This window comes from Marinomonas rhizomae (assembly GCF_003315485.1).
Lineage (GTDB): Bacteria > Pseudomonadota > Gammaproteobacteria > Pseudomonadales > Marinomonadaceae > Marinomonas > Marinomonas rhizomae.
On record NZ_QNSE01000001.1, the window covers coordinates 153,158 to 175,278 of the forward strand.

Genomic DNA, 22,121 nt, shown 5'->3' on the forward strand with positions numbered 1-22,121 from the left:
ATGGATTACGAATTATTAAAAGTGATTTGGTGGGTATTGATCGGTGTCTTACTGATTGGTTTCGCTGTGACTGATGGCTTTGATATGGGCGTAGGCAGTTTGCTTAAAGTGATAGGCGGAACAGATTCTGAACGCCGTATCATGATCAACTCGATTGCGCCTCATTGGGACGGCAACCAAGTTTGGTTTATTACAGCGGGTGGTGCTTTGTTTGCTGCTTGGCCTGTGGTTTATGCGACTGCATTCTCTGGTTTCTACTTTGCAATGTTGTTGGTGTTGGCTGCGTTATTCTTTCGCCCAATCGGCTTTGATTACCGCTCCAAATTAGAAAATACCAAATGGCGTACAGGCTGGGATTGGGGGATTACTTTTGGTTCTGCTGTTCCACCGATTATTTTCGGTGTGGCGTTTGGTAACTTGTTACAAGGCGTGCCGTTTGAGTTTGATCAATACATGCGTGCGACTTATACAGGTTCTTTCTTTGCCTTGCTAAATCCGTTTGCGATTCTGTGTGGCTTAGTAAGCTTGCTAATGCTGATGACGCAAGGCGGTGCTTGGTTGCAAATGAAAACCGACAGTGAACTGCTTACTAAAGCAAGCCGCATCACCGCAATTACAGGTGTGCTAGCAGCCGTATTGTTTATCCTTGCTGGTGTTTGGTTGGCATTCGGAATTGATGGCTATGTATTGACCAGCGCTATCGATGGCAATGCAGTGATAACACCTTTGATGAAAACAGCCGAAGTTCAAGCTGGTGCATGGTTGGCCAACTATGAAAAAGTGCCTGCACTTATGTTAGCGCCGATTATTGGTATTGCTGGTATGTTGTTCGCCGCATTGACCGCTGTAATGAGAAAAGGCTTTTTATCTTTCTTGAGTTCATCATTGGGTATTGCGGGCATTATCGTTACTGCGGGTGGTTCTATGTTCCCATTCTTAATGCCTTCTTCAAGCTTTCCAAACATGAGTTTGACTATGTGGGATGCGACGTCAAGTGAGAACACCATGATGATCATGTTTGTGGTTGCTTGTATCTTCGTACCGATTGTTCTGGCTTACACTTTGTGGAACTACTTTGTGATGTACGGTCGTTTGACTAAGAAACACATCGAAGAAAACAATCATTCACTTTACTAGTCATTGGTACAAAAGATAGAGCTCTTTGGGCTCTGTCTTTTAGCAATAAATAGAGGAATAAATTATGTGGTATTTTGCTTGGGTTCTAGGTGTATTATTAGCCTGTTCTTTCGGTATTGTTAATGCCGTTTGGTTAGAGTTTAGTGGTTATGACGGTGAAGAGGAGCAACAGTAAATTCAATGAGAAAGAACAAGGAAGCAAAAGCGGCACGTCGAGCTGGTCGAATTAAAACACCTGAAGCGACATTTTTGGGCGAGTTAGCAAACCAGCAGTCGTCGAAATATCGACTTGCTCAAGGCTTTGGTGTGTTGTTTACGGTGTCGTTGGTGCTCCAAGCATGGGCGTTAGCGAATGTGTTTTCGGACATGGCGTTGCACCAGTCTTTTTCCTTGTCTCTTTTACTATTGGGTTTATTCGCTCTTTTATTACGTGCTTTGGCCAACTTTGGTCGAGAGCGTATTTGCACCAGCGCAAGCCGTGACATTCGTTACGGCTTGCGTCGTAAATTAGTGTCGCATTTGACAAATCTTGGACCAGCACGTTTAAGAATAGAAGAAGATGCGGCGCTTTCTACACGCGTTTATGAACAAGTGGATGCGTTAGACGATTTTTTTAGTCGCTATAAACCGCAAGTGTTTATGGTGACCTTAATTCCCTGTGCCATTCTACTGTCTGTTGCGCCAGTTTCTTGGATCGCCTTTTTGGTCTTTATGATGACTGCGCCCTTGGTCATTATCTTCATGATCTTTGTTGGTCATAAAGCCGCACAAGCCAATCGTCGTCAATTCAGTGTTCTGGCTATGCTATCCAATCAATTTATGGATTTGAGCCAAGGCTTGGCGGAACTCAAACGACTCAAAAAAACGGACGAGGCAAGACAACGCTTGTCTGATAGTGCAAGTGCGTACCAGAAAACAACCATGAGTGTGTTGGTCCTTGCCTTTTTGTCGACAGCTACCCTTGAACTGTTCGCGTCTTTGTCGATTGCGATGATCGCCTTATATTTAGGCTTGGGCTTATTGGAAGTCTTACCGTGGCAAGTGGGAAGTTCTCCGGTTACTTTGACTCAAGCTTTGTTTCTCTTATTACTTGCTCCAGAATTTTATTTGCCTTTGCGCCAGCTTGGGAATGATTACCATGCCAAGCAAAAAGCCGAAGCCGCCGCAACGGATTTATTGGAAATTTTAAATACAGGCTCGCAAGATAATTTTGAAGATGCCAATCAGGTGGCAGAAGTTGATTACGTATCCAGTGCCAGCCAGTTGTCTTTATTAAGTTTTAGAAACCTAAGTTGGCTTGATGAGGGGCGATATCGTCTTGCGCCCATTAGCGCGGATATTATGAAGGGCGAGCGAGTTTGGCTAAGCGGTGAATCGGGCGTAGGAAAATCCAGTTTGTTGCATTTATTACTCGGCTTTGAAGAAGATTACCAAGGTCAATTTTTGATAAACGGGAAATCCTTTCAACAGATAAATTTGCCTGACTGGCGTGCTAAATTGGCATGGTTACCGCAAACACCAGAATGGGTGAATGGCAGTATTCGCCGCAATTTACTTCTGGGTCTTGGAAGTAAAGAGGGCACGGCGTTACCAAGCGAAGAAGATATACAGGTCGCGTTAATAAAAAGCCAGTGTGATGAATTTATTCAAGCATTACCCGCTGGTCTGGATACAAAATTAACCGAACTCGGGGCAGGTTTGTCTGGCGGGCAAATGCAACGGCTTTCCATTGCGCGAGCGTTGTTGTCAAAAGCCGATGTTTGGTTACTCGACGAGCCATGTTCGGGCTTGGATCAAGATACCGCTCAAGCCGTATTAGACACCTTACATCTTGTTTCAAAGGGGAAAACCTTATTGATCGTCAGTCACGACACACATCCCATTTTATGGGCCGATAAACATTGGGCGCTTACCAAAGGAGGCCTGAATGAGCAATCACGCAACAAAAACCGCGAAGCTATCGCTTAAAAGCCTGCTACTCGCCAACCCTTTGGGGTTTGCTGTTCCTGTTTTGGTGGGCATTATCGCGAGCTTGGCAGGCGTGGCGTTATTGGGTGTGTCCGGTTGGTTTATATCCGCGGCAGGGTTGGCCTCTGCCATGGGCAGTGCTTTAGTGTTTAACTATTTAACGCCCGGCGCGATTGTGCGTGGCTTAGCTATTTTTCGTACTGCGGGCCGTTATGGCGAACAGGTAACTGCGCATAATCATCTACTGGGATTATTACGGACGTTACGACTTTGGGTGTGGGATCAGCGCGTCGCAAAAGACTCCGCCAATCTCCATGAACAAAGTCGAGGTGATTTATTGCAGCGTCTCGTCAGCGATCTTGATCAGATTATTCGCTGGCCGCTGGTGGTGTTTCTTCCTTGGATTTATGCTTTATTGGCGTATGCGGCGGTGGCTATTTTAGCGTATTTCATCTTGCCTGTTTTACTCTGGCCATTGGCATTTGCCGCCATTTTCCATGTGTTTGTTGTGCCGTATGTGTGTGGTCGTTTTGCCAGTCACGCTGTGCATGTTGGACAAATTCTTGGTGTGCATCGCCGTAGTCGATTTGTTAGTTTGTTTTCTGCCTTAATTACCTTAACCATTCGTGGGCATTGGGACGATTACGCACAACGTCTTGAGCAGTTGGATGAACGTCAGCGAAGAACCGAAATTCACATTCAACAAGCCGTTAGCCTTGGTCGCTTATTAGCGTATTGCGTGACTATTATCCTACTTGCTAGCAGCTTTTATTTAGCGGGAAGCTTTGATTCAGCAACCGGACACTGGGCATTATTAGAAGGCGTTCAAGGCACTTGGATGGTGGGTTTTGCCTTGTCTATATTAGCGGTTAATGAATTGGTCTTGCCACTGGTACAATCCTTCGTCGCACAAGGCCAGTCTCAGGTTGGTTTACGTCGGTTGAATCAACTTCATCAAGATGCACAATCATCATCTGAACAACCCATAAAAAAAATTGAACAACTATTTTTTAAAACGTGGCGTGGTTATCATGCTTCCAGTGGCATGGGCAGTCCAACCGTCAACATGACAATAAACCACGGTGAATTTGTTTGGATTCGAGGGATTAGCGGCTCTGGTAAATCCACATTACTAGCATCCATCGCTGGTGATTGCTTGTCGTCTGGTGAAGCCTTCATCAACGATGAAAAATACCCAATCTACAGTAACCCTATGTATCAAGCACAACTAAGTTACTTGCCACAAACGCCTTATATCTTCCAACAAAGCATTGCGGCTAACTTACACCTTGGTAACCCCAATGCGACCGACGAACAACTTTGGGGAGTATTGGAAGCCGTTGCACTTGCCGACTGGGCGCGTAGCCTTCCTAATGGTTTAGAAACCCTATTAAGCCCACAAGGTCGTAACCTTTCAGGCGGACAACGTAAACGCCTCGCGTTAGCACGCCTACTATTGAGACAAGCCCCCGTGCTATTACTAGACGAACCCTTCGACGGACTAGACAAAGCCACCATAGAAACCATTTGTCACTCACTGCAGAACGACTATAAACCAGATATCTTAGTCTTAGTCAGCCATGTTGGGAGTCGCATCGGTGATAACGCTAGAGTCATAGAACTGTAGCTCTTTTTCCCTCCCCTTATGTCTTCCAAGGGGTTAGGGTGGGGTTATTCTCTTCTTCGGATTCCACTCAAACGCTTTGTATTCTCAACCTTTATTCCGCTCTGCTGAGCGGGTAACTTTTGTCTAGCGACACAAAAGTAACCAAAAGGTCGCTTTATCGGGCTATCGCCCAAACGTCTCATTTATGTTTTTTAATATTTGTTTAGCAAGACGATTTTTGCCGTAAGGCATGGATTGTTTATTTGCTGGGAGATAGATCTTCAAACAATGATCCTGAAACTCCATAAAGTCGCGCAACTTCGTCGCGTCGAAGCCGCTTTTTGAGTTTATTTGGTTCCATTCAAACGCTTTGTATTCCGATCTTTTTTCCGCTCTGCTGAGCGGGTAACTTTTGCCCAGATCCGCAAAAGTAACCAAAAGGTCTCTTTGTCGGGCTATCGCCCAAACGTCTCATTTATGTTTTTTAATATTTGTGTAGCAACACGATTTTTACCGTAAGGCATGGATTGTTAATTTGATGGGAGATAGGTCTTCAAACAATGACTTTGAAACTCCATAAAGTCGCGCAACTTCGTCGCGTCGAATTGACTTCTAGAGCGGAAAAAAGATTGAGACACGTCATTTCCCACAAGGGGACAAGTGCCTGCGAAGGCGGGAATCAAGCTCTTATGGTCTAGGGGCTTTGACCTCATAGTTAATGGTTGAGGGTTCTTGATAAAAAACAAACAACCTATCAAATTGATATGTTATGGTTCGGGTATGAGAGAAAGCAATGTCATAGTCTTAACATTGGTTTGGGTTCATTAGGAGTAAAACGATGTATCACTATACAGAATGTGGTTTACCTAACGTCTATCTAAAAAACGGTTTTACCATTGAGCATATAGACGGCGAAGACTACACCAGCATTGATGATATGAATAACCTGCACGTCGCTATAGCGCAGACAATAGCAGACAGTCATACGGCACTTCGTCCGGCGGAATTTAAGTTTTTACGCATAGAGCTGAACCTATCGCAAAAAATGCTCGGACACCGCTTTGGTGTATCAGAACAAACGATAGCGCGTTACGAAAAAGGTCAGTCAGATATCCCTCGAACGACAGACGCTGCACTTCGGTCTCTATTCATGGAAAAACTAGAGAAAACCAACTCCGTTAGCTACTTTCTAGACCTACTTTCTGATGCCGAAGCTCAGCAAGCCGCAAAAGAAATCTTACTGGAAGAAATCGATAACCGCTGGGGAATTGCGGTATAGCTAGACGAAGTGAAATTTGGGTATTTCTAAAGCATTCTTCTGCAGGTTCAGACACACCATAAAGTCGCGCAACTTCGTCGCGTCGAAATGACTTCATCTGCGAGGCTGCTTTTTTGTAGGGCATCATGAGCGCAGCGACTCTTAATTTCAAAAAATGCCGCTGAAAGCGAAGCTTTCATTGTGGGTCGCGGCTTTAATCCGACGCGGAATTTATGTTCCATTCAAACGCTTTGTATTCCCGACCTTTTTTCCGCTCTGCTGAGCGGGTAACTTTTGTCTAGCGACACAAAAGTAACCAAAAGGTCGCTTTATCGGGCTATCGCCCAAACGTCTCATTCACTTTGTTTCAGTTAGCGTTTAGCAACACGACTTTTACCGTAAGGCATAGATTGTTTCTGCAGACTTAAGAAAGGGTATTTTTAACTGACCCTGAAACGCCATAAAGTCGCGCCACTTCGTCGCGTCGAATTGACATCATTTTGGGATGAAAGTTAAAGCACAATTTATGGGTGTATATACAGTTTATTTTTTAAATGGTCACTTTCTTGCACGTTTAGCCATTTTAAATAAACTAATTGTGCGCGTTTTGTACTGGAGGTAAGTAAGAAAGTCCTCTAATATCAATGAATAAGGATTCATAGAGCAGAAATAACGCGCTGTGGATAAAAGGAATAAGGCGCACGCTCGCTTTTCCTGATTTAGCTTTTGTTGGTATCTCTATTTATGGTTTTAGAATCAATTATTTATAGTGATATTAAGAAGATTTCAAATCTGTATAAACGCGTATGCGCATTAACAAAATGTTATGCCATATATGGAGAAAGCCTTAGTGCTCGACGATAATTTGTTCAAATCATATTTTCACGGCGACAACATTCCAGTATGGCCATGTCCTAAATGCGGAGTTCAATCGCTATCGTGCGAAAAAGATGAATTCAAAAAACAATATAAAGAACCAATAGACACCAATCATCCGGCTTTTGACCCTGATTGGATTGAATATGTTTTTACGATGCATCTGAAATGCTCAAATTCCTCATGTGGCTGCCGAGTAGTTTGTGTTGGAACTGGTGATGTATCTCAAGAATATCTAAATGATGGCACTGGAGGTTGGGATTGGTTTGATAACTTTCAGATAAAATATTTTGAACCATCGCTCAAAATATTTATTCCGCCAAAAGATACACCAGAATGTATTGAAAGGGCCCTCGATGCCTCGTTCTCAACGTTCTTTTCTTTACCAAGCCTGAGCCTTAGCGCTTTGCGCTCTGCATTGGAAGTCCTCCTTGGTGAAATGGAGGTGGCGTCAATCGATGAAAGTGGAAAATTTTTATCCCTTGCAAAGCGCATTAATTTGCTTCCGAAAGAAAGTAGAAAAATCTTAGAACCGGCTAATGCAATACGATGGCTAGGAAACGACGGTACACATGGGGGTGGCGTTCGGGTTCGGAGAAGTGATGTGCTTGATGGTTATAGGATTTTTGAACACATACTTATAGAGTTATATCCAGAGAAGAGAGCGTCAATTGATGCTTTGGTAGCCCGTATAAACAAGAATAAAGGTTTAGGGCGCTAGGCATAACAAAGTCAGGCACAGCGACGTCTTTTTCGTTGCGGCTTCGCCTTCACTGCAAAGCCGCGCGTGCTGGTGGCGTTAAGCTACAAGCAGTCGAAAGCATTTGGAGTAAAAATGGAAAATTTAAAGACAGTCGAACTAAAGTCTTTTGTTCCTGCAAAGGACTTTGAATGCTCCAAGCGCTTCTATCAGTTAATTGGCTTTGAAATGGCATCTGAATTTGAAGGTATCGCTTACTTTAAGTTGGGTTCATGCTCGTTTTTACTTCAAGACTTTTACGAACCAGTTCATTGTAATAATTTTATGATGCACCTTTTGGTGGAAGATGCTCAAAGCTGGTATGAACACATACAGAAACTGAGCCTTACTGAAGAGCTTGGCTCCAAGGTTACTGAATTGGTTGAACAGCCTTGGGGAATGCTAGAGTTTTGCATGATAGACCCTAGTGGTGTGTTGTGGCGAATAGCCGAGAACAAGTAGCTTAAAGCGTTAACAATTAGGATAAGATGAAGCCTACTTTAACTGGGAGCAGCATACTATAGGTGAAGAGCTCTAACAAACAGCTCTGGCTGGTTACGACTGAGCCGGGTGTTATGTTTAATCAAGCTTAGTGTTTAAATTTAAAAAGGGTTTTGGATTAATATGAGTGAAAGTGCTAATGATTTATCCAATACGTCTATTGAGCAAAAAGAGTCAAGTTGTACTAATACGAGTTGTTGCCCACCTCCACAAAGTCCATTAACCAGAGCGGCTCCAAAAATAGGCCGTAATGATCCTTGTGTTTGTGGCAATGGTTAAAAGTATAAGAAGTGTTGTGGTAAAAACGCATAAATTATTATTTATATAATAGCTATAAGTTTGGGGGTATTAAAACATAACAAGCTGCTCAAACCTCGTAACGGCTGCAAAAAGCGCGGCCTCTAATGGACGCGCTAACGCTCGTTGTTTATGGTGATGTTAAATTTTCAATCGGGTTTAGTGATGGATATAGAGATCGTAGAAAAAGCAGATCACCTTAAGCTTATAGAAGTCTGGGAGGCGTCGGTCAGGGCAACGCATGACTTTCTGACTGAAGATGATTTACAGGAGTTAAAGTCGCTAATATTGGAACAGTATTTTGACGCAGTTGATTTAAGGTGCGCTAAGAACGGTAACGGTGAAATTCAGGGATTCTGTGGGGTACATGACGGCAATATTGAGATGTTGTTCATCTCACCTGATGCACGCGGAAAAGGCATTGGTGCCATGTTAGCGGCCCATGCTATCAAAGAGCAGGGAGCATCAAAGGTCGATGTAAACGAGCAGAATGAACAGGCGGTAGGTTTTTATCGGCATATTGGTTTTAAAGTGACAGATCGGTCGCCGGTCGATGGTCAGGGTAAGCTTTACCCGCTGTTGCATATGGCGCTATAGAAAATTAATAAGGTCAGGCGTAACAACCACCACTGTATTAGGTAATAAATGAAAAGATCTTATATTTTATACGTAACCATTTTTTTGCTTGTCTTGTTTTCAGGCTGTCTTGCAATATGGGTGTATTATTTAAAGGAAGGCAAAGACCTACTGAACTTTACTACATCAATTGTAGGTTTTTTTATTGCATTGTTAGCGTTATTTATCGCTGTCCGGACATATACTTCAATCGACAGCGTTAACAATATAAGCAAAATGGATGGCAAGAACAATTAGGGTCAGAGTAAAATTAAACACTCATAAAGTGTAACCTTGTAGTCTGACAACGCTACCACTGTCTAAAATCCCCACAAACCCAGATAGGGTAAGCCTTAAGAGCACTAAAAGCTCTACGAATCGACGTAGAGCTATTCCTTGATTCTCTGTATTAACTAACTCCATTTTCCACAATTCCATTGACATCCCTTCGTTCTTTATATAGAGCGTTCTATATAAAGAACAATTTTGGATGCATTATGAATAAACCTATTCTCGGTTCGTTGGGTCGAAATATACAAAGGTTACGTATGGCAAAGGGGCTGTCTTTGTCTCAGCTTGCGCTGGATGCTGGGCTGGCGAAGTCTAATTTGTCTCGTATTGAGCAGGGTGAGGGTAATCCGACATTAGAAACAATTTGGCGTTTGGCGGTACAACTGGATGCTCCGTTTGGGGATCTTGTTGTCAGTGTGGAGTCGCCACTGGGTGAAAACGGTGTGCAGGTAAGGCTGATCGACCAAGGCGAGGGGAATCCGCGTGTTGATGTGTACTGGATGTCTTGCGCGCCGAATACGATTAAGCTGTCAGAGCCGCACATTGCTGGCACAACGGAAGCGGTCACCTTGATCAGTGGTCAGTTACTGGCGGGGGAAAGTAATGATCTGCACGATTTGGAAATTGGCAAAGTGCATACTTTCGCGGCCGATGTTCCGCACTGCTATCAAACTGCCGATTCATGGGCGACGTTAATGATGGTCATTACCTATTCAAAACAAGGCTACGCTAAACAGTCTGATTCTAGACAGGATGTTACATTATGAATACGACAACCCAAACCTTTGCAGGAACACCTTGGAAACAAGGTATAAAAGACGCGATTCCACTGCTAGGCGGTTACATTCCGGTGGCGATTTCTTTTGGTCTGATTTCCGTTCAGTCTGGTTTTAGTGTGTTAGAGACCATTCTTATCTCTACCTTTATTTATGCTGGCGCATCTCAGTTTCTCTTTGTTGCCATGGCGGCTTCTGGCGCGCCATTATGGTTGGTAGTTATCATGACCTTGCTAATCAACGCTCGACACATTGTCTATGGTCCAAATCTCTCCCCTTACTTAAATCATGATAAGAAGTGGCTGCCATTAATGCATGGTTTGACGGATCAGATCTTTGCGCTTGCTCATGCCCGTTTGCCCCAACTTCCGGATCAGGCTCGTCTAGGCTGGTACACAGGCGCGGCGATGTTGGCTTGGTTGAGCTGGATTGCTGGAACCGCACTGGGCGCCATTGCTGGTGGGGAATTGACTCAACGTTGGCCATTAATTAACGATATTTTACCTTTTGCGTTACCGGCTCTATTTTTTGTTTTAATTGTGCCGCGTTGTAATAATCGCTTGTGGACATTAACGATCGCTTTGTCTGCCGTTAGTGCTGTTATTTTGAAAGTGTTAGGTTACCCAAATGTCGCTATTCCGTTAGCGGCTTTGTGTGGCGCAGCCTTGTTTTATGCATTGAAAAATCAGCGCGATATGGGAGGGCGATAAGTATGGATATGTCTATGTGGCTGGCGCTGGTCAGCATTGCCGTTGGTACCTATTTAATTCGTTTATTGCCGTATCTTTGGATGAAACGAAGTTTAGCCAAAAGGCAAACAGAGGATGGCGTAGGTTCTATGCCGACTTGGCTAACCATTTTAGGGCCAACTATGATTGCTGCGATGTTTGGTACATCTTTAGTTCCTACCCATTCTGATATTGTATCTTGGCTAGCAACTGGCATCGGAATACTGGTTACGTTCGGTGTTTGGAAGCGTACTCGTTCCATGGGGATGCCTATTTTATGTGGGGTAGTCGCATTTGGGCTGGTAAGATTTTTTTTGGTATTCTAAAAAATATTTGGCGCTGCCATAGTTGAAGAAAACTAAGCACCTGCATGAAAAAGCATCGTTTGTTAGGGTGTTTGTCTCCGATTAAAATTGTACAAGTAGATAATTTTATCTATCCATACATTTTTATTCGGAGTGTTTATTATGAACGCATTAAATAGCAAATCCTTCTTCTCTCATGTGTTAGGTAATGTGAAAATTGTTGGCCTTAGCGGTGTGTTTGACAAACTAGTTAGTCTTTTTAAAAGTAATGAAAAAGTTGCTAAAGCACCATCAGATATGGAAGTAGATAATCTGGAGTGGTATCGTACTTTTCCGGTTAAAAAATAAGCTTTACATGCCAACAAGCAATGACCGAGAGAATAAAAATAACATTCCTCTGGTTCTGCCCAGTATTTAAAATTTCTTTGCCTCCCGTGTGTCCTTTTCGATTTTAGACAGCTAATTAGACTCTTGCTTTAGTTGCTCGTTTACACCCTGTTTTTTTGTGTGCCACTTTGGCTTTGTGTGCTGCTAGCTACAACATCTTCTCCTATAGGAGTTGGTTTCCTTCACTCAAGGTGCATCGGTTGTTCAGTCTGTTACTTTATTAAGATCATTTAAAAGCCTACCAGCGTTTTTCTTGTAATGTTGGCGCTCAAATAGGCGTGCTTGATGTAAGCTAAGCTTCTCGTTCAAATCGATTCAAATCAGGTTTTAATGATAGGTATTAGATCTATTTATTAATACATTACATTTTTAATGTACGAAAGTGCTTTATCACGAGGTTTAAGATGACGAATTCACCTATTCAAATTGTTTGTCAAAGTTGCAGTACAAAAAATCGCGTTCCGAAAGATAGGCTTGGTAATAAGCCTCTTTGTGGAAAGTGTAAAAAGCCCGTTCTTTCAATCAGATCTATTATGGGCGGTGATAATAATTTTAGACGCTACATCACAGACAATGACTTACCTGTGGTTGTCGATTTTTGGGCCACTTGGTGTGGGCCGTGTCAGCAGTTTGCACCTATTTTTGAACAGGTCGCGAGTGAGATGTCGACACAAGCTTGTTTTTTGAAGCTAGATACTGAGCAGAATCAAACCACAGCGGGCAGCTTTAATATTCGTTCTATTCCTACTTTGATGATCTTCCATCATGGTAAAGAAGTCGCTCGCTTGTCAGGCGCATTACCGAAAGCACAATTCCAGCAATGGTTAGCGCAGAACTTGCCTGCTGTTTAAAGTGTGTTTGATATTGGTAGGGCGTTAAACGCTGGTATCAAAGTGCATTTCAACAAACTTTTCGTATAGCGCGTCTTCAGTTTCACATCTGTCAGGGTCGGGTTTAACACAGTCGATAGGGCAGACGGCGACACAGGTGGGTTGGTCATAATGACCAACACATTCTGTGCATTTATCTGGATCGATGACATAAATCTTCGCGCCCATGGTGATGGCGTCGTTCGGGCATTCAGGCTCGCACATGTCGCAGTTTATGCATCGATCGTTGATTAGTAATGCCATACTTTGACCCTAAGCGGTTGCGTTCGCATGAGGTTGGCGGGTGGTTTGCCCTTCTGTCAGGTTCCTTAGCAAGATACCCTTTGTTGCATCAATACCTTGAGGGCAAGGAATAGAAACCACATGGCCACTGCCTTTGGCGACGTCGATAGGGCGACCTTGTTTGTCATTTAACTCGCTTAATTGAAAAGTGACATTACCTTTGGGTGTCATCAATTCTAAGGAGTCGCCAACACTAAAACGATTTTTCACTTCGATGGTGAGTGAATCATTGTTGGTCGCGATGACTTCACCGACAAACTGTTGTTGTTCGCTGATGGAGTTGCCTGTTTCATAGTTTTGTAGGTCTACATGACGATGGCGTTGTAAAAATCCATCGGTATAACCTCGGTTGGCGAGGTTCTCTAGGCTACTCATTAGACCTTTATCGAAATGCTTGCCAGCCACGGCGTCGTTAATGGCTTGGCGGTATATTTGTGCGGTTCTGGCGCAATAATAAAACGACTTGGTACGGCCTTCGATTTTTAAAGAATGAACGCCCATTTTGACCAGACGTTCTACGTGTTGAATGGCACGTAAGTCTTTTGAATTCATGATGTAGGTGCCATGTTCGTCTTCAAACGCTGGCATGTATTCGTCTGGACGGCCGTGCTCTTGCAGTAAAAAGAGTTGGTCAGTTGGTTCTTGAATTTGCACCGTAGCGTTACTGCTGGCGATTATCTGACCCACGTCGTCTTGTGTCGCTTCGTGGGCGTTGTATTCCCACCGGCAAGCATTGGTGCAAGCTCCTTGGTTTGGGTCGCGTTTGTTCATGTAGCCAGACAGTAAGCAACGACCAGAATACGCCATACACAAAGCGCCGTGAACAAAGACTTCCAGCTCCATATCAGGAACTTTTAAACGGATTTCTTCTATTTCGTCGAGTGATAATTCGCGCGATAAAATAACGCGGGAAATACCTTGTTGTTGCCAGAATTTAACCGTCGCCCAGTTGACCGCATTGGCTTGGACGGATAGGTGAATGGCTTGATCAGGAAAGGCTTCGCGAACCATCATGATAAGACCTGGATCAGACATAATAAGAGCGTCTGGGTTTAGATCGATCACTGGCGCTAAGTCTTGTAAATAGGTTTTTAGCTTGGCGTTGTGTGGGGCAATATTGCTGACCACATAGAGTTTTTTGCCTAGTTCATGTGCTTCATTAATGCCAATCCCAAGCTTTTCTAAATCAAACTCGTTATTGCGCACTCGTAACGAGTAGCGTGGTTGTCCTGCATAAACGGCATCTGCGCCATAGGCAAAGGCATAACGAAGGTTTTTTAACGAACCGGCTGGAGACAGCAGTTCTGGCATGAAGGTTTTTGGCTGAGACATTTTTACTTGAGACATTAGGCTTACCGATCGATCAAAACGCGCGGAGTTTACCTGTGTGCTAATTGAACTCAAGCTCTTAGGGCGGGATTAATCGTCTAATTAAGATCAGTTTGATCTGGGTCAAAATACCTATCTATATTGAGGTGTTTTACGGATCGTCGTCCAGCGTTACCCCCGCGAAGAAGGTCATCGCTAAACGACTTCCGTTGATTTGTAGTCAGATGAACCTAGGAACGAAGCTGTGACCTGACGGTTAACGGTATACATGACGGTTGAAAATGTACGTGATGCATACCAATATCCTCACAGCATTGCCTTTGAAAAAAGAGCCGATTAGCTAATGATTCCATATAAAGAAACTATACAAATCAATTGATTGAAGGCGCAATGAATTGAGAGTGAAGAAGCAAGCTGTCAGACGCCTGATCACGGTCGTACCTCCCTCATCAGGCCTACAAAACCCGGTCCAATCTTCACAGACTACCTTTAGCGATCTTCCTTCTCGGAAATGACAGCGGTTAAAGTGTTATTGCTCTTTACTCAGTTAAAAATCGTACGCGGCGGTGACGTAAATACGACGGCGCTCACCGACAAATGAGCCTATTGTTTCGGTAAAACCACTGACGGCGTATTCTTTATCAAGCAAGTTTTTGATGTTTAGTTGGAACTTCCAATCCTGCCAGTTTGTCTGCCATGACATGTCGTAAATCGTGTAAGGTTTCACTGTTTGGCCCTGACGATTAATTTGATCACTAACGTAATCTGCACCGAATGCAATTGATGACGCTATATTAGGGAAGTCATAGCGGGTCCAAAGGCCGAGTTGGTTATAGGGCGTGTTAGCAAAACGATCGCCATTGGCATATTGAATACCGCTGGTTGCTTCTTTGACGACTGTGTCGTTGTAGGCGTAACTAACATTAGCCACCCAACGAGGCGTAATATCGGCCATGACATCGATCTCAAGTCCTTTGCTTCGTACTTTGCCGATAGAAATAAGTAAATCGTCATCGTCTGGATCGGTTTGGAGAATATTTTCCTTAATTATGTGGTAAGCCGCTACGTTAATGTTTAGTTTGTTTTTTAACCAGTATGTACGAACCCCTGCTTCAATTTGGCGGCTTTCCTCTGGGTCGAAATATCCTTCATTAGATGATTCTTGATCAGAAGCAGATTGAGGCGTAAAGCCAGTAGAAGCCGACATATATGGTTTTACATGTTGATTGACTTCATAGGTGGCGCCTAGGCGGGCAGAGTAGCCTGTATCGTCATAATTGGATTCAGTATTGCCTCTATGGTCTTTATATTCTTCTTCAAAGCGATCAATACGAGCGCCAGCCAGTAGGTTTAAGCGGTTGGTCATTTTCCACTGGTCTTGCACATAAACACCAACTTGATTTGATGTGGTTGTGTTGTCTGCGTTGAGAGTCATCGCATAATCGCTAACATTGTCTTGGCCGTATGTTGGGTTTGTTAAGCTGAGGTTGGATACACCCTGAGCTTCTCCTGTGGCTCGATAATAGAGATAGTCGTTTACTTCATGAGAATAATCACTTCCGACTAATACTGTGTGATCACCTAGTTCAGCGATCACGTTGCCAGCAAAAGTGATGCCTTTCCTAGAGCGAACTTGGTCACGATACTGTCGTTTAGTTTCGTCATAGGTTCCATCACTGTTGGTATCCACTAAAGCGTTTAATTCATGGTATTTTTGCGTTTCAGTGTTTTCGAAATAGCGGATAGAGGCATTACTGTCTAGCCACGAGTTGATACTGTGATCTAAACGCGCTTGAAAAACTTGAGCGTCCAGTTCTTGGTAATCACTTTTTTCGTTATTGTTCCAAGAGGTATCGGCTAAAAAATTGCCATCATCATCGGTCGGAATACCACGTAAGCGGGCACCGGAAAGATATTGGTGAATGTCTGTGTACTGAAGGGTGAGAGTGTTGTTTTCATCCATGTCCCAAGCATAACCAAGGTCAATGATGCGGTTCTCTTCTTCCACATTGTTACGGTAAGAGTTTTGGCCATCGGAATAAATTCCTACACGGTAGCGTTGCGAGGCGTCTTCATTGGCTGGGCCAGAGGATTCTATACTGCCACTTAAAAAATCTTTATTACCGGCGCTGACTTTGAGGGTGTTTTTCTGCTCGTAGGTTGGTTTTTTAGTCACATAGTTTACAACGCCGCCAGGTTCTCCCGCGCCATAGATAGCTCCAGATGGGCCTTTAAGGACTTGTATTTGTTCTATGGTAAATAGCTGAGGAATAGAAAAGTCACCAAAAGGATCGCCTTTCAAGCCATCATAAAGTACTTCGTCTTGGCTAAAGCCTCTTAAGGTCACAGTGGAAACGTTATTTTGTGACATACCAGAAATGGATCGGTACAGATCCGTTATCTGTCTTGCCGCTTGGTCTTCAATCAAAGCTTCAGTTACTACTTGAACCGATTGCGGTGTTTCATCAATTGGTGTGGATGTGCGAGTCGCCAGTGCCGCTTCATCTTCCTTGTAATAAGAAAGAGCACGGCCTTGCACCTGAAGTGTTTGAAGTTCTATGTTGGATCCATCCTTAACGGCGTTATCTTCATCATTGAGATAAGTGTCTTGTGTGATATTGCTGGCAGTACTTTCGGCAAAAATCACAGTAGAAAAAGCAAGCGCTCCACATGCTTGCATCATTATTAAGGTGGTTCTTAAGGTCATAGGAAGGCCAGGTTGAAATGATCGGGGCGCGTATATTAGGCGTTATGATAGTCATTTACAAATGAGAATTGATTTACAAAAGATTCAAAACACCCGATGGATAGTGTTTAACCTAAATCTGGTGTATGAAATCGAATAAGAGGTGAGAGTGTATTAACGACCAGCAGGAGCAGGGAAGTAGAGCGGTTTTTAAAATTCAAACCGCTCTTTTTTTTGATATAAGGCTGCTAGGCTTTTTCAGCAGCAAGTCTTGTTGCCTTAATGTAGCCTTGTATGGTGTCTTTCAGTTGCAGGCGTTGTTTTTTTAACTTTTCTTCTTCTAGTGTTGGAGCTGGAGTGATTTCCTGTTCCATTTTTTCCACTTCTTTTGTTAAATGGTTGTATTCATCATAGAGTTTTTTAAAGTGCGCATCGTCCATTTTTAACTGGTGGATGTCGTCTTTATATTCAGGAAATTCGTTTACTAAATTGTGGTCTTCAATCGGCATAATTGCCTCCTATACTTGCTAGCTTTTGTTTAAGACTAACCTAGTTAGATTTGCCTTCCCTTGATGTTGATCATGTTTTAGTAAGTCTTTAAAACATCAACCAATTGCTTTACTACTCAGGCATGTTTGCGCGTTATCAAACGTCCCTAATGCGAATTTAATCCGCAGTAATATAGTTATGGATTGTTTCTTTTGCTTTTCAATGGAGCGCTTTTAAGTTTAGAAGACGTTGCACTGTTTGGTGGGTTTCTTTGCATCTCTTTGACATAAACCGCGATAGAAGCCTCTATCGCGGTTTGCTTGTCTGTTTGTATGTTGGCTTGCTCAGTTCAGTGGGGGAGTTTCTAAGAATACGCCGCTTAGAAGTTTAGCTCTACTCTTGGTTTACTGCTTTTTGATAAATCCACTTCAGGAGAGCAAAGGAAAATTCGTGATGACGAGATGCCTTCTTTCACTAAATAGTCTTTTAAGTGATCGGCACGCTTTTGTGCTAGGTTGTTTGCGGCTTCCTTTGTATCGTTATCTATCGATACTGGCGGCTTCTCAAACCCAAGATCGAGATAGCTTGCAACACCGCAGGCTTTCAGCTGGCTGTCATCTTTGTCTTTCATTAGGGCCACAAGTTGTTTCAAAAAGGCATCTTGAGAGTCGTTTAATTCGTCGTCTTCCGCGTTGAAAATCAAAGGCTCAACGCGAATCTTGAGTAATTGGTCGCCGGCAAATTGCGCGATGCTAATGACATTGGCATAAGGAACAAACGTCTGCATTAAGTAGGTGCTCGATGCACTGTATAATGCTTTTCTTACCGGTAGAAGTAAGAAGTCTTGCCAGCCAAATGAAGGATTCTCTATATCTCCAGAAAGTGGGATATCCAGATCAATATTGTTATCACTGTCTTTTAGAATGCCAACTGCGATATTAAGTGGAACGGCGCCAGCTTTGATAACAGAGTTGCTTTCTTTACGCCCACCAAGGTCAAACTCCCTTAGCACAATATGAGAGTTGCCACTTAATACTCCGCTGTCTGCGTTGAGTTTTAAGTCCAAATCCAGTTGACCAGAGTCTATTTGATAGCCTAAAACATTGGCAATATATGAAGAATAAGGCGGCAATTCTGCTTCACGAATCGTCAAATCACTTTTTAAAGTGAGTTTGTCTGCCAAAGGCCAAATCGTAATATCACTGATTAACGTAGCGTATTTGCCATTACGTGCTTTTAGTGCGAGTACTGTTGCTTGGTCTTTTTTCTGCGTATTTAGGTTGCGCAATGACAGAGTGTCTATATCCAAAGTGCGTTGTAAGGTTGGTGCTGTGCTCTTGTCTTGTACATAGATACTGGATTTTCCTGTCGTATCGTAGGCATCTAAAATAACGTAATAAGGCGCTTTAAATGCTGGGTTTTGTTCTGCGTCCTGAGTATTGTTCATGGCGTGGTTAGCGTCTTTTTCTCTTGGGACGTTTGGGTTTTTAAGTGTTGTGTCCGGTTCTTTTTGCTGGTCTACCTCGACAAAAACGAGATTTTCTATACGTTTCTGGGCATCTAAAATCAGGCTGACTTTGGCTGAATCTGTTGTGATCTGCTTAATTTTTGCGCCGTCTTGAGTCGCGTTTAATTGTTCCACTGTAATGCTGCCAATTTGCGTCAGCGGTGGAAGTGCCTGTTTGCTAGTTGAGTCTGCAAGCAGTTCGGAAATGATTAGATCTGATACGCTGAATTGATTTAGGGAGGCATCAAAATCTTTATCTTGCTGAGTAAATGACAGGCCACTAATGTTGGCGTGGTTCCAAGAGGCAATCCGCTTTTTATTCGCTAACATACTGTCGAGTGATTTACTGGTGAAATTAAAATTGGTGCCTTTTACGAGAGGAGGTTGTTGGTTAGTTTGATTAACGTCTAATTGATCGGCCGTGAGTTTAGCGGCGCCTAATGAGAAATTTTTCTCGTCGCTTTGTGTCCCTTTTAAGCCTTTGATATCGATAGACAGTTGGTTATTTTTAGCCGTAAGCGTATCGCCATTTTTTTGCAGGGAAAGCGCGTTAGATAAATGGAATTCGTTGTAGTTTGCTGTATTGCCTGCTTGCTGTACGGATAAATTATGGCTTTGGATATTAGCCACTAATGAGGTACTAAGTGCTTTGTTATTATCTATAGTAAAAGCGACATCGCTTAATGCAATCTGTAGCTGCTGATTTTGCATCGCCAGACTTTCAGATGAAATAGCAAGCGCATTCAGGTTCAATTCTGTAGAGGTGACATTTGCACTTAGGCCTGACTGATTATTTTGCTTGATGTCGAATGGTGCGTTCAGCGTTAGGTCGTCAAATTGCAAGTTTTGTTCGGCTTGGGCAAAGAGGGGTTTTCCCAACTGCAAATCGAGGTCTCCAGTTGCTGTTAACCCAAGCTCATTCTGCGTTAGATCAAATGGCATATTCAGCACAAGTTTATTGAGCTGTGCTTTTTGTTCTGTTTGAGTGAAGAGTGGCTGTTCTAGCTGCAAATCGAGTTTTCCATTTGCTGCTAGTCCTTGTTTGTCGCGTTTCACATTGAATGGTGTGTTTAAAGTGAGTTGATCAAACTGTGCTGCCATGTCTGCTTGCGCAAAGAGTGACTGCGTAGAATCTAGGTCAAGGGTTCCTGTTGCTGCCAACACATCGGCGGATACGAAATGCAGGTCGGTTTTTGAAAGCGTCAGTGATGTAGATTTGGTAGAAACCTTGTCTTGCTCGCCTATGGGTAAATCGAGGTCATCAATTTGCGTGTTTAGGTTTAGGTTTTTTATGTCAAAAACAGGTGTGTTGTTGTCCTGTTGTTGTAAAAATTGAAAACTCCCTGCGATATCCAATTGGCCTTTGCCTTCATTATAAGGAGCAGGCAGAAAATGCTGAAAGCTGTCTATTAGTATACGCGTATTTTTAATGTCTACGTTCGCACTGGCTTGTTCTGGCGAGTAGTCAAATTGACTGTTTAAAGACAGTGTTGTGGCATTGATTAGAGCGGATAAAGCAATCTCACCTTGCCAGGCGAGTTCTTGTCCCGACAGATCTTTAATAGATAAATTCGTTAAGATGAGTTTATCGGTTTCGGCTGGAACCGTTAAGTCTGGCTGGCGAGATAAATTAACTTGGCTGTCAGTGAACGAAAAAGAAGGCAATTTGATGTTCCAAGGTGCGCTTGGATTTTCTTCCGGTTCAGATTTTGGCTCTTGTTGATCTTCAGATGTGATGAATTGAGAGGTATTAATGCCTGCGATAATCCAGTCTTTCTTGTGTTGCGTGACGACTAAGTTTAACCCTTCAATCTTAGCTTCTGAAATATGAAGGGTTTTAGTGAATAATGGCCATATTTCGACTTCTAAAATAGCGCGCTTAAGTGTCAAGGTATCTTGGCTCTTGTCATTGATGACAATATTTTTTAAATCGGCTTTTGGCGGAAAAAAGTCAATAGACAGCTTGCCAACGCTAATGTCTTCACCTTGTTCTTGAAAGTAGGTCGTGAGGTAATGTTCAGCGACAAATGGCGTAGCGAGCCAGGTTGCCGTAGTAAGGCCAGTCAGAGCGGCAAACGGATAAAAGACAAAGAGTCGAAAGTGGCGGCGTGTCATCATAAAGTGCCTTTCTGCTGTTTAGATAATGAAAAAATGAATATGGGTTAGCTGGTTCCGTCTTTATCTTCTGAATTTTTTAATGTATCCGGTACGGCTGTCTCATTCCCGTTTGTGTTGGTAATGTCTGCCGATGATGGGGGTTCAGAACGAATTGGCATGCGTAACAAATAGACGCTGACGCAGAAACCGATAGTGATTAAGCCTATCGTTGCCCAAAAGCGAGACACAATAAAAATCGAAACCGTCATGCCAATCCACATGAAAATAATGGCGCGGTTTCTTGCTTTACGAGGAATGCCATCTGACGATTGCCAATCACGTACAATCGGACCAAAGAATTTATGCTCAATCAGCCAAGTGTGGAATCGAACCGAGGAGCGAGAAAAACACCAAGCAGCGAGCAGTACCAATGGTGTTGTGGGAAGCAAGGGAAGGAAAATCCCAATGATGCCTGTGACCAGAGAAAACCAGCCTAGCATCAAATATAAGATTCGCTTTCCTTGCATATGAATGCTCTCTTTAAAATGGTAAATAAAATACGCGTTTAAAAAGTAAAACGCGCTTTCCAGTTAGTTTATTTTCCAGAGTTAAAAATAGCGGCCATGCTATCTTCCGCTTCGTTTTCAACTAGCGGCCAGCCGCCAAGTCGTTTCAAACGATTAACCATCTCACAAAATAGTTCTGCGGTTTTTTCGGTATCGTATTTAGCGGAATGTGCTTCGGAGTTGCTAAATGGAATAGACGCCGCTTCGCATGCTTTCGCCAATACAGTTTGTCCAAACACCAAACCTGCTAGACTTGCGGTATCAAAGCTAGAGAAAGGGTGGAATGGATTACGTTTAATGTCTGCGCGTTCGATAGCCGCATTTAAGAAACCGTGGTCAAATGCTGCATTGTGGCCTACTAATATGGCACGTTTGCAACCTACTGATTTCAGTTCTTTACGAACTTTCGTAAACATTTGAGTTAGCGCTTCTGTTTCTGGTATGTCTTGTCTTCCAGGAGCAAAAGGGTCTATGCCGGTAAAGTCCAGCGCCGCTTTTTCAAGGTTTGCGCCTTCAAATGGCTTAATCAAAAACTCCAACGTTTCATGGATATATAAGTCGCCATTTTCATCCATTCGCAGGATACTGGCCGCCATTTCTAATAAAGCATCGGTTTTTTGATTAAAGCCTGCGGTTTCTACGTCGATAACAACAGGTAGGAAGCCGCGGAATCTATCTTTGATTTCATGGTTTGACAAAAGAAGGTCCTTAATTCTGCCGCTTGATCAACAGTAACGGTATACAATAGGATCGGATCATAACACATTTGATAATGCTTGAACGAGATGTCT

20 protein-coding genes are annotated in these 22,121 nt (G+C 43.1%); 13 read left to right on the forward strand and 7 right to left on the reverse strand.

The genetic code is table 11. The annotated features are described in order from the left end of the window. From cydB to trxC, 13 genes are all read left to right on the forward strand, one after another. Positions 1-1,137 carry a cytochrome d ubiquinol oxidase subunit II gene (gene cydB / locus DFP80_RS00715; protein ID WP_113914896.1) on the forward strand — a complete coding sequence of 379 codons (1,137 nt, stop codon included), beginning with the start codon at positions 1-3 and terminating at the stop codon, positions 1,135-1,137. Between the two features lie 64 nt (positions 1,138-1,201). Further along, positions 1,202-1,312 carry a cytochrome bd-I oxidase subunit CydX gene (gene cydX / locus DFP80_RS00720; protein ID WP_024022402.1) on the forward strand — a complete coding sequence of 37 codons (111 nt, stop codon included), beginning with the start codon at positions 1,202-1,204 and terminating at the stop codon, positions 1,310-1,312. Positions 1,313-1,317: 5 nt separating this feature from the next. Beyond that, positions 1,318-3,105, forward strand: a complete 1,788-nt coding sequence (cydD, locus tag DFP80_RS00725) for a thiol reductant ABC exporter subunit CydD (RefSeq protein WP_113914897.1) — start codon at positions 1,318-1,320, stop codon at positions 3,103-3,105. Beyond that, the gene (locus DFP80_RS00730; RefSeq protein WP_113914898.1) at positions 3,065-4,732 is read left to right on the forward strand and encodes an amino acid ABC transporter ATP-binding/permease protein; all 1,668 of its coding nucleotides are present in this window, start codon (positions 3,065-3,067) and stop codon (positions 4,730-4,732) included. Before cydD ends, DFP80_RS00730 begins: the two co-directional genes overlap by 41 nt. An 817-nt stretch (positions 4,733-5,549) precedes the next feature. After that, positions 5,550-5,990: a helix-turn-helix domain-containing protein gene (locus DFP80_RS00740; protein ID WP_113914900.1), complete on the forward strand. Its 441-nt coding sequence runs from the start codon at positions 5,550-5,552 to the stop codon at positions 5,988-5,990. An 829-nt stretch (positions 5,991-6,819) separates the two neighbouring features. Next, on the forward strand, positions 6,820-7,566 hold the full coding sequence (locus tag DFP80_RS00745; protein ID WP_206610552.1) for a DUF8608 domain-containing protein: 747 nt from the start codon (positions 6,820-6,822) through the stop codon (positions 7,564-7,566). A gap of 114 nt (positions 7,567-7,680) precedes the next feature. Next, entirely contained in the window at positions 7,681-8,046 is a 366-nt protein-coding gene (locus DFP80_RS00750; protein WP_113914902.1) for a VOC family protein, read from the forward strand. A gap of 501 nt (positions 8,047-8,547) precedes the next feature. Continuing rightward, on the forward strand, positions 8,548-8,979 hold the full coding sequence (locus DFP80_RS00760; protein ID WP_113915126.1) for an acetyltransferase: 432 nt from the start codon (positions 8,548-8,550) through the stop codon (positions 8,977-8,979). Between the two features lie 515 nt (positions 8,980-9,494). After that, positions 9,495-10,055, forward strand: coding sequence for a helix-turn-helix domain-containing protein (locus DFP80_RS00770; protein ID WP_113914904.1), 561 nt, complete (start codon positions 9,495-9,497; stop codon positions 10,053-10,055). Then, positions 10,052-10,774 carry an AzlC family ABC transporter permease gene (locus DFP80_RS00775; protein WP_113914905.1) on the forward strand — a complete coding sequence of 241 codons (723 nt, stop codon included), beginning with the start codon at positions 10,052-10,054 and terminating at the stop codon, positions 10,772-10,774. The genes DFP80_RS00770 and DFP80_RS00775 overlap by 4 nt, the downstream gene beginning before the upstream one ends. Before the next feature lie 2 nt (positions 10,775-10,776). After that, positions 10,777-11,118 (forward strand): AzlD domain-containing protein, encoded by a 342-nt coding sequence (locus tag DFP80_RS00780; protein WP_113914906.1) that lies wholly within the window; start codon positions 10,777-10,779, stop codon positions 11,116-11,118. A gap of 141 nt (positions 11,119-11,259) precedes the next feature. Next, positions 11,260-11,445 carry a hypothetical protein gene (locus tag DFP80_RS00785; protein ID WP_113914907.1) on the forward strand — a complete coding sequence of 62 codons (186 nt, stop codon included), beginning with the start codon at positions 11,260-11,262 and terminating at the stop codon, positions 11,443-11,445. A gap of 443 nt (positions 11,446-11,888) precedes the next feature. Beyond that, positions 11,889-12,335, forward strand: coding sequence for a thioredoxin TrxC (trxC, locus tag DFP80_RS00790; protein ID WP_113914908.1), 447 nt, complete (start codon positions 11,889-11,891; stop codon positions 12,333-12,335). Positions 12,336-12,359: 24 nt separating this feature from the next. Here trxC and DFP80_RS00795 read toward each other — a convergent pair whose 3' ends face one another. The 7 genes from DFP80_RS00795 to rnt form a co-directional block, all read right to left on the reverse strand. Further along, positions 12,360-12,617 (reverse strand): YfhL family 4Fe-4S dicluster ferredoxin, encoded by a 258-nt coding sequence (locus DFP80_RS00795; protein WP_113914909.1) that lies wholly within the window; start codon positions 12,615-12,617, stop codon positions 12,360-12,362. Positions 12,618-12,626: 9 nt separating this feature from the next. Beyond that, complete coding sequence (trhP, locus tag DFP80_RS00800; RefSeq protein ID WP_113914910.1) at positions 12,627-14,003, reverse strand: prephenate-dependent tRNA uridine(34) hydroxylase TrhP; 1,377 nt, start codon at positions 14,001-14,003, stop codon at positions 12,627-12,629. Between the two features lie 529 nt (positions 14,004-14,532). Further along, entirely contained in the window at positions 14,533-16,668 is a 2,136-nt protein-coding gene (locus tag DFP80_RS00805) for a TonB-dependent siderophore receptor (RefSeq protein ID WP_258546969.1), read from the reverse strand. 251 nt (positions 16,669-16,919) lie between these two features. Continuing rightward, positions 16,920-17,180, reverse strand: a complete 261-nt coding sequence (locus tag DFP80_RS00810; RefSeq protein WP_113914912.1) for an HP1242/YdcH family protein — start codon at positions 17,178-17,180, stop codon at positions 16,920-16,922. A 359-nt stretch (positions 17,181-17,539) separates the two neighbouring features. Then, complete coding sequence (locus tag DFP80_RS00815) at positions 17,540-20,785, reverse strand: DUF748 domain-containing protein (protein ID WP_113914913.1); 3,246 nt, start codon at positions 20,783-20,785, stop codon at positions 17,540-17,542. Positions 20,786-20,829: 44 nt separating this feature from the next. Beyond that, positions 20,830-21,291, reverse strand: a complete 462-nt coding sequence (locus tag DFP80_RS00820; RefSeq protein ID WP_241560180.1) for a YbaN family protein — start codon at positions 21,289-21,291, stop codon at positions 20,830-20,832. Between the two features lie 68 nt (positions 21,292-21,359). Beyond that, entirely contained in the window at positions 21,360-22,028 is a 669-nt protein-coding gene (gene rnt, locus DFP80_RS00825; RefSeq protein WP_113914914.1) for a ribonuclease T, read from the reverse strand. Between the last annotated feature and the right edge of the window lie 93 nt (positions 22,029-22,121).